This window comes from Mycobacterium sp., assembly GCF_032159565.1.
Classification (GTDB): domain Bacteria; phylum Actinomycetota; class Actinomycetes; order Mycobacteriales; family Mycobacteriaceae; genus Mycobacterium.
Window position 1 is genome coordinate 1 of the sequence record NZ_JAVHWR010000170.1, and the last position, 6292, is coordinate 6292.

Below are 6292 nucleotides of genomic sequence, written 5' to 3' on the forward strand. Positions count from 1 at the left end.
CCCGAAACCATCGAGGAAACCGCCGCACTCGTCGACGAGCTAGGTGGCGAGGGCGTCGCCATCGCTGTCGACCATCTTGAAGCAGGCGAGGTACGCGCGCTGGCCCATCGGATCCGCGGTGACTACGGCCGCATCGACATCCTGGTCAACGACATCTGGGGCGCCGAGGTGCTCAAGGGACCGCCGCCGACGTGGAACAGGCCAATCTGGGAACACGATCTGGACGACGGACTGCGGATCCTCAGGCTGGGCGTCGACACCCACCTCATCACCTCGCACTGCCTGCATCCGCTGCTGATCGAGCGGCCGGGCGGGTTGCTCGTCGAGGTCACCGACGGCACCCGCCGGTACAACGACGAGAACTTCCGGCTCTCGGTGTTCTACGACCTCGCCAAGAGCTCCGTCAACCGGCTGGCGTTCGCGCACGGTCACGAACTGGCGCGGTACGGCGGCACCGCTGTCGCCGTGACACCCGGGTGGCTGCGCTCGGAGATGATGCTGGACAACTGGAGTGTCAGCGAGGCCAACTGGCATGAGGCGCTGAACCCGAACCGCGGCGGTGGGCTGCCGACCGCGCCGCCGGGCTTCGCCGAGTCGGAATCGCCGCGGTTCGTCGGCAGGGGTATCGCCGCGATCGCCGCCGATGAGAACCGCGCTCGGTGGAACCAGGGGTCGATGACATCGGCAGACCTTGCGCGCGAATACGGCTTCACCGACATCGACGGGCGCCAACCCGACGGCTGGGCGTAGCCGGGTGATCTCATTGACAGCCGAATGTCGTGGACTGTTCTATGTCTGGGTGGCCGTTGAGGAGACCGTGCTCGGTTTGTGGAAGGCGTTGTCGGATCGCGACTGGGATTCAGTGAAGAGCTTCCTGTCCGAGGACTGTCTGTACGTCGACATGCCGATGCCTGCCGCGTCGGCGCGCGGCCGCGAGAACGTCATCACGCGACTGAAGATCGGGCTGGAGTCGCTGTCGTCGTACGTCAACCACGACGGGCTGCTGCTGAGCAACGGCGTCGACGTCATATACGAGCACTCCGAAACGTGGGCCTGGCACAGCGGGGAAACCGTTCGGCTGCCGTTCGTATCGGTGCACCGTGTCGAGGACGACGAAATCACCCTGTGGAAGGACTACTCGGACTTCAGCACGTTGTTGTCTGCGGCGCCGGCGTCATATCTGGAAACCCTGGCGTCGGTTGACACGTCATGGGTGTACGACGCCAGCGACCTGGTCTGAGAACGGTTTTCACACGCTCCAGGCCATGCGGAACCTGTCGGTAAGCTCTTCGTCGCTGAGGTGTCCGTAGGTCTCGTGCTCATAGCGGCGCACGGCCACCGTCGCGTCGACCGCCGGATCGCCGAGGATGCGCCGGATGAGGGCGGATTGGTCGAGCAGGTCGATGGCCTCGGCTTGACTGGTAAGCAGCAGGCCGACGCCGGCGTCGTCGCGCTGCTCGTCGGTCAGGGTGGACGGGTCGACGGCCGTCTCCGCCGGCAAGGTCAGCTTCCGTTCGATGCCGTCGAGTGCGAGCCCGAGGATAGTCGCCGTCGCGAGGTACGGGTTCGCCGATGGGTCGACGACCTTGACTTCGACGTTGGCTCCCAATGGGTTGCTGTTGCCGCCGACGAGGAATCGCACTGCGGCCTCGCGGTTTTCGGTGCCCCAGCAGACAAAGGCTCCAGACCAGTGTCCGGGCGACATTCTCAGTCCGGACAGGATCGAGCCGCACAGGATGCCCTCCGCTTCGGGCAGACCGGCCACCACTCCGGCTACCGCGGACTCCCCTTCCGGCGTCATTCCACATGCACCGGATCCGCCCGAGAAAAGCGGTGTATCGCCCTTCTTGAGTGAGAAGTGCTGATGCGCACCGGAACCCACGCCTCCGGCGAACGGCACCGGCGACAGGCTCACCCGCAGGCCGTACCGCCTGGCGACCCTGCCGACGATCATCCTGATCAGCAGCAGCTGATCGGCGGCGGCCGTCGGCGACTGCGGAGTCAGCGATACCTCGAACTGGTTCAGCCCATACTCGGGGTGGAGCTGCTCGATGGAAACACCAGAACTTGTGGCCGCGTTGGTGACGTCGCGAACGAAGCCCTCGTACTCGAGCACGCCTGCCAGGCCGTACTGCGCCCACAGGTGGGCGGGCAGCCGGCTGCCGTCCGGCCCGACGAGGACAAACTCAAACTCGTGCCCGACGAGCGCGTCGATCCCGGCGTCGGTGAGCCTGCGTTCGATGCGGGACAGCGCCCCGCGGCAGCAGTAGGGGTCCGGTCCGCCATCCTGGTCGTAGAAAGAGCCTGGCGCCCAAGCTAATCCGTCCCCGAGGATGCGCAGCGCGCCGAGATCGATCCTGATGCGCTGGTCGCCGACGACGCCGAGGGCGCCACTCGACGCGATACCTGTCTGGTCGATGGTGAACACATGCCACACCGGGCTGGCGCCCAATCCTGGATCGGCGAACGCGCCCATCTTCCTCAGCGGGACGGTTTTGGCGTGAGTGAGGCCGGCAGGGTTGACGACTGTCCCGATGAGGGTGGCGACCCCGTCGGATTCGAGTTGGGCGATTGCCGCTGCGGCGAGGGGTTTGGCTGCCATGACAGCCATTCTGCCTTCGTGGCGCGCAGAGCTATAGCGTGAGCTTGCAGCTTTGGCCGATGTCGAGAGTGCGCAGCATGCGGCCCATGCCCAACCACATCGCACACGACAACGCCAGATCGGCCATCAATTCGTCGCTGAACTGCTCGCGTGCCCGCTGCCAGAAATCCTCGTCGTCGCGCAGGCCAGTGTGATCGGCCGCGAAGCGTTCGGCGAACTCGGCGGCGATTCGTTCCTGGGCGCTGTAGCCCGGCCAGGTTCGCCATTCGGCGGCGTGGTCGTAGAGTTCCTCGTCGACGCCTGCCGCGATGCCCTCGGAGTCGCGGGTGTTCTGACACACCACGCATTCGTTGTCGAGCGCGATGACCATGCGCGCCAGCTCACGAACCCGCATCGGCAGCCGATTCTTGGTGTAAACCGCGCGCGTGAACTTGAGCATGCCTGCACCGATATCGGGCGACATCACCGCCCACGCGGCGGCGTCGTCGTCGGCGAACTCTCCAATGCGGCTCATGGCCGGAATGCTACGCCCGGGGACACAGAAAGTGGAACACGTTCTAGAAAAGGCATCGAACCCCCAGCTAAGTCAGCTGGCGGCAGCGACCGGGACGGCCCTGTCGTCGTCCCAATCCCGCTGCACGAGGACCCGGTGGCCGATCCGCTCCAACGCCGCCTCGACCTCTTCGCGATCGGGCCTGCCATCGAAGGCGGACGACGTCGCGAGCTTCTCGACGATCCGATTCGCGAGTGCGGCAGACGCACAGTTGACCTGCCGCACTCCTGCCTGGGTGAGCCAGAGTTGGTTCCCGGTGCGCAGCGCGTAGCCACGGTCGATCAGCCGGTCGAACGTCGGCTCGATAACCTCGCGCGGCACTCGAAGTCGCTCGGCGATGTCGGTCAGCCGCGCCGAGCCGAACACCTGGCTCTGGCGGTAGATCTGAAGCAGCCCCCACAGCACGGCGATGTCGGATTCACACCCCGCCTGCCCGGCGATGCAGCGCAGCCTGATCTCCGGTGAGTTGCGCATCAACCGGCCGATCGCCACCTCGAGAATCTTGTCGGGCGATTCGGTGCTCGGCATGCCGAAACCTTCCCCGAGGTCGGTGGCCGACACCGCCTCCATCTCGCGAAGCGGGATCTCTTTGAGGAAGAGTGAGACGACGAAGCCGACGATCGCGACCGGGACAGCACACAGGAACACCATGTCCAGCGAGTCCGCGTAGGCGTTCACTATCGGCGCTGCCATCTCCGGCGGCAGCGCGTGCAGCGCCTGCGGCGACTGCGCAGCGCGCGGCGGCGCGCCGCTTGCGGCCAGCGCAGGCCCGATCCGGCCCGCCAGGAAGTTGGCGAACAAGGACCCGAAGATGGCCGCGCCAAAGGAGCTTCCGATCGTGCGGAAGAATGTCACACCAGACGTCGCCACACCGAGATCGGCGAAGCTGGCGGTGTTCTGCACGACAAGCACGAGCACCTGCATGCACAGCCCGATTCCGGCGCCCAGCACGAACAGGAACACGGACTGCTGCCAGCTCGGCGTGGCGGCGTCCATTCTGGAGAGCAGCACGAACCCCACTGCCATGATCGCGGTGCCTGCGACGGGAAAGATCTTGTACCTGCCGGTGCGCCCGACGATGTTTCCGCTGCCGATCGACGTGATGAGCATGCCCGCCACCATCGGAAGGGTGCGCAGGCCCGAGGTGGTCGCTGAGACGCCATCGACGAACTGCATGAACGTCGGAAGGAAGGTCAACGCGCCGAGCATTGCAAATCCGACGATGAAGCCGAGGATGCAACACACGGTGAACACCGGGCTGGCGAACAGGCGGATCGGCAGAATCGGCTCCGCCGCACGGCTTTCCACCCAGACGAAGATGGCGAGGGAGGCGACGGAGGCGACGAACAAACCGATGATCACCGGGGAACCCCATGCGTACTCTCCACCCCCCCAACTCGTGGCCAGGGTGAGTCCCGATGCGCCGAGGCCGACGAACAGGATGCCTGCGTAATCGATGACCGGTTTTGTTGTCCGCGCCAGGGACGGGATGGCCGCGGCACCTACGAGCAGCACGACGACCGCGACGGGAATATTGATCCAGAACGCCCATCGCCAGGTGAGGTGGTCGGTGAAGAAGCCGCCGAGCAAGGGCCCGATCACCGTGGTGACGCCGAACACCGCACCGAGCGCACCCTGGTAGCGGCCCCGCTCGCGCATCGGGATGACCTCGCCGATGACGGCCATGGCCGTCACCATGATCGCGCCGCCGCCGATGCCCTGCAGCGCGCGGGACGCGACCAGCATCGTCATCGAACCGCTCAGGCCGCACAGCACCGACCCGGCCAGGAAGAACACCACCGACACCTGGAAGACGGTTTTGCGGCCGAACAGGTCGCCGAGCTTGCCGACGATCGCGGTGGCGATGGTCGACGCCAGCAGATAGCTTGTCACGACCCAGGATTGGTGCCCGGCTCCGCCGAGATCGGCTACCACCGTGGGCAGCGCGGTCGCCACGATCGTCTGGTCGAGCGCGGCGAGCAGCATGCCGAGCAGTACCGCAACAAAGATGAAGTTGCGGCGCTGAAGGCTGATGCCGGTGCTGCTCGACTCCGGATCGGAGAGGGCAGCCGTCGGTGCCTGACTCGTCATGCCTGCCTTTCGTCGATCACAACCGTTTTCCACAGCCATATCGTTAGATAGGCTACGGATGTTACGGCGACCCTCGGCAGGGTTACACGCTTGGGCGACCCGCGAAACGCGCGGTCCGCAACGCGTTACGGGGCAGCGGTACCGCCCGGCGGCCTGGAAACACACTGAGCCAGGTACAGCTCCTCGCCGAGCTTGCCCATCAGCTCGAGCTGCGTTTCCAGGTAGTCGATGTGATTCTCCTCGTCGGCGAGGATCTTCTCGAAGATGTTCGCGCTCGTCGCGTCTTGCTTCTCGCGGCACATGATGATCCCCGGCCTCAGCCTGGCCACCACCTCGTGCTCGACGGCGAGGTCCGCTTCGAATTGTTCTTTGACGGTCTGACCGACACGTAATGAAAAAAGCCGTTGGTAATTCGGCAGCCCGTCCAGCAGCAAGATCCGGTCGGTAATGGTCTCTGCGTGCCGCATTTCATCAAAGGATTCCGCACGAGTGTGAGAAGCCAATTCGGTGAATCCCCAATTCTCCTGCATTTTTGCGTGCAGGAAATACTGGTTGATGGCCGTCAACTCGCTCGTCAATTGCTCGTTGAGCAATTTGAGAACGTCGGGGTCCCCTTGCATGCTGGCTCCTTGCGCCGGTCGCGTCATCGGGTCGATGGGCTGTCTTGACGGCTCCAATCTAGTGCAATGTCATGACTGATCGGAACTACTCCTGCAGCGTGTACGGCGCGTTTCGCGCTTTCCGGCAACATCTTCGGAGCGCGGTGACAATGTGGGGACGGGGTCGGTGGACTGCCTGGCCTAACTAAGGTTAGACTGGGCTAACATGATTGCGAGCGCATCGGAACGAAGGATGACGATGAGTGAGTTCAATATGCACTCACTAATTCTCGCCTGCGATTTTCGTGTCGGCGACATCGACCGGATGTGGAATTGGCTCAAACGTCATCACGACAATTTGGCATCGATAGGGGCGCATCACGTCGTCCTCTACACGTCCATTTGGGAACCCGGCCGAGTGCTGGTGACGATCGGTATTCGGCACGC

Annotated in this window: 6 protein-coding genes and 1 pseudogene; 3 read left to right on the forward strand and 4 right to left on the reverse strand. The window is 64.5% G+C overall.

The window, feature by feature from the left end; all coding sequences use genetic code 11:
• Together QOC76_RS22760 and QOC76_RS22765 are read left to right on the forward strand one after the other, a co-directional pair.
• A partial coding sequence (locus QOC76_RS22760) for an SDR family oxidoreductase (protein WP_526360649.1) occupies nucleotides 1-750 on the forward strand: 750 nt, incomplete at its 5' end.
• Between the two features lie 7 nt (nucleotides 751-757).
• On the forward strand, nucleotides 758-1240 hold the full coding sequence (locus QOC76_RS22765; protein ID WP_526360657.1) for a limonene-1,2-epoxide hydrolase family protein: 483 nt from the start codon (nucleotides 758-760) through the stop codon (nucleotides 1238-1240).
• Nucleotides 1241-1249: 9 nt separating this feature from the next.
• Here QOC76_RS22765 and QOC76_RS22770 read toward each other — a convergent pair whose 3' ends face one another.
• The 4 genes from QOC76_RS22770 to bfr form a co-directional block, all read right to left on the reverse strand.
• Nucleotides 1250-2611, reverse strand: a complete 1362-nt coding sequence (locus QOC76_RS22770) for a type I glutamate--ammonia ligase (protein ID WP_526360651.1) — start codon at nucleotides 2609-2611, stop codon at nucleotides 1250-1252.
• 22 nt (nucleotides 2612-2633) lie between these two features.
• Nucleotides 2634-3116, reverse strand: a complete 483-nt coding sequence (locus QOC76_RS22775) for a carboxymuconolactone decarboxylase family protein (RefSeq protein WP_526360653.1) — start codon at nucleotides 3114-3116, stop codon at nucleotides 2634-2636.
• A 72-nt stretch (nucleotides 3117-3188) separates the two neighbouring features.
• On the reverse strand, nucleotides 3189-5246 hold the full coding sequence (locus QOC76_RS22780) for a DHA2 family efflux MFS transporter permease subunit (protein WP_526360655.1): 2058 nt from the start codon (nucleotides 5244-5246) through the stop codon (nucleotides 3189-3191).
• Nucleotides 5247-5371: 125 nt separating this feature from the next.
• Nucleotides 5372-5866 carry a bacterioferritin gene (gene bfr / locus QOC76_RS22785; protein ID WP_526360659.1) on the reverse strand — a complete coding sequence of 165 codons (495 nt, stop codon included), beginning with the start codon at nucleotides 5864-5866 and terminating at the stop codon, nucleotides 5372-5374.
• Between the two features lie 238 nt (nucleotides 5867-6104).
• Between bfr and QOC76_RS22790 the strand changes: the two are divergent.
• Nucleotides 6105-6292 (forward strand): annotated as a pseudogene (locus QOC76_RS22790) (fatty-acid--CoA ligase); the annotation flags it as partial.

Excerpts from the sequence above, each read along its gene's own strand:
- QOC76_RS22770 (WP_526360651.1), bottom strand. The coding sequence starts at position 2,611 with ATGGCTGTCATGGCAGCCAAACCCCTCGCCGCAGCGGCAATCGCCCAA.
- QOC76_RS22775 (WP_526360653.1), bottom strand. The coding sequence starts at position 3,116 with ATGAGCCGCATTGGAGAGTTCGCCGACGACGACGCCGCCGCGTGGGCG.
- QOC76_RS22780 (WP_526360655.1), bottom strand. The coding sequence starts at position 5,246 with ATGACGAGTCAGGCACCGACGGCTGCCCTCTCCGATCCGGAGTCGAGC.
- bfr (WP_526360659.1), bottom strand. The coding sequence starts at position 5,866 with ATGCAAGGGGACCCCGACGTTCTCAAATTGCTCAACGAGCAATTGACG.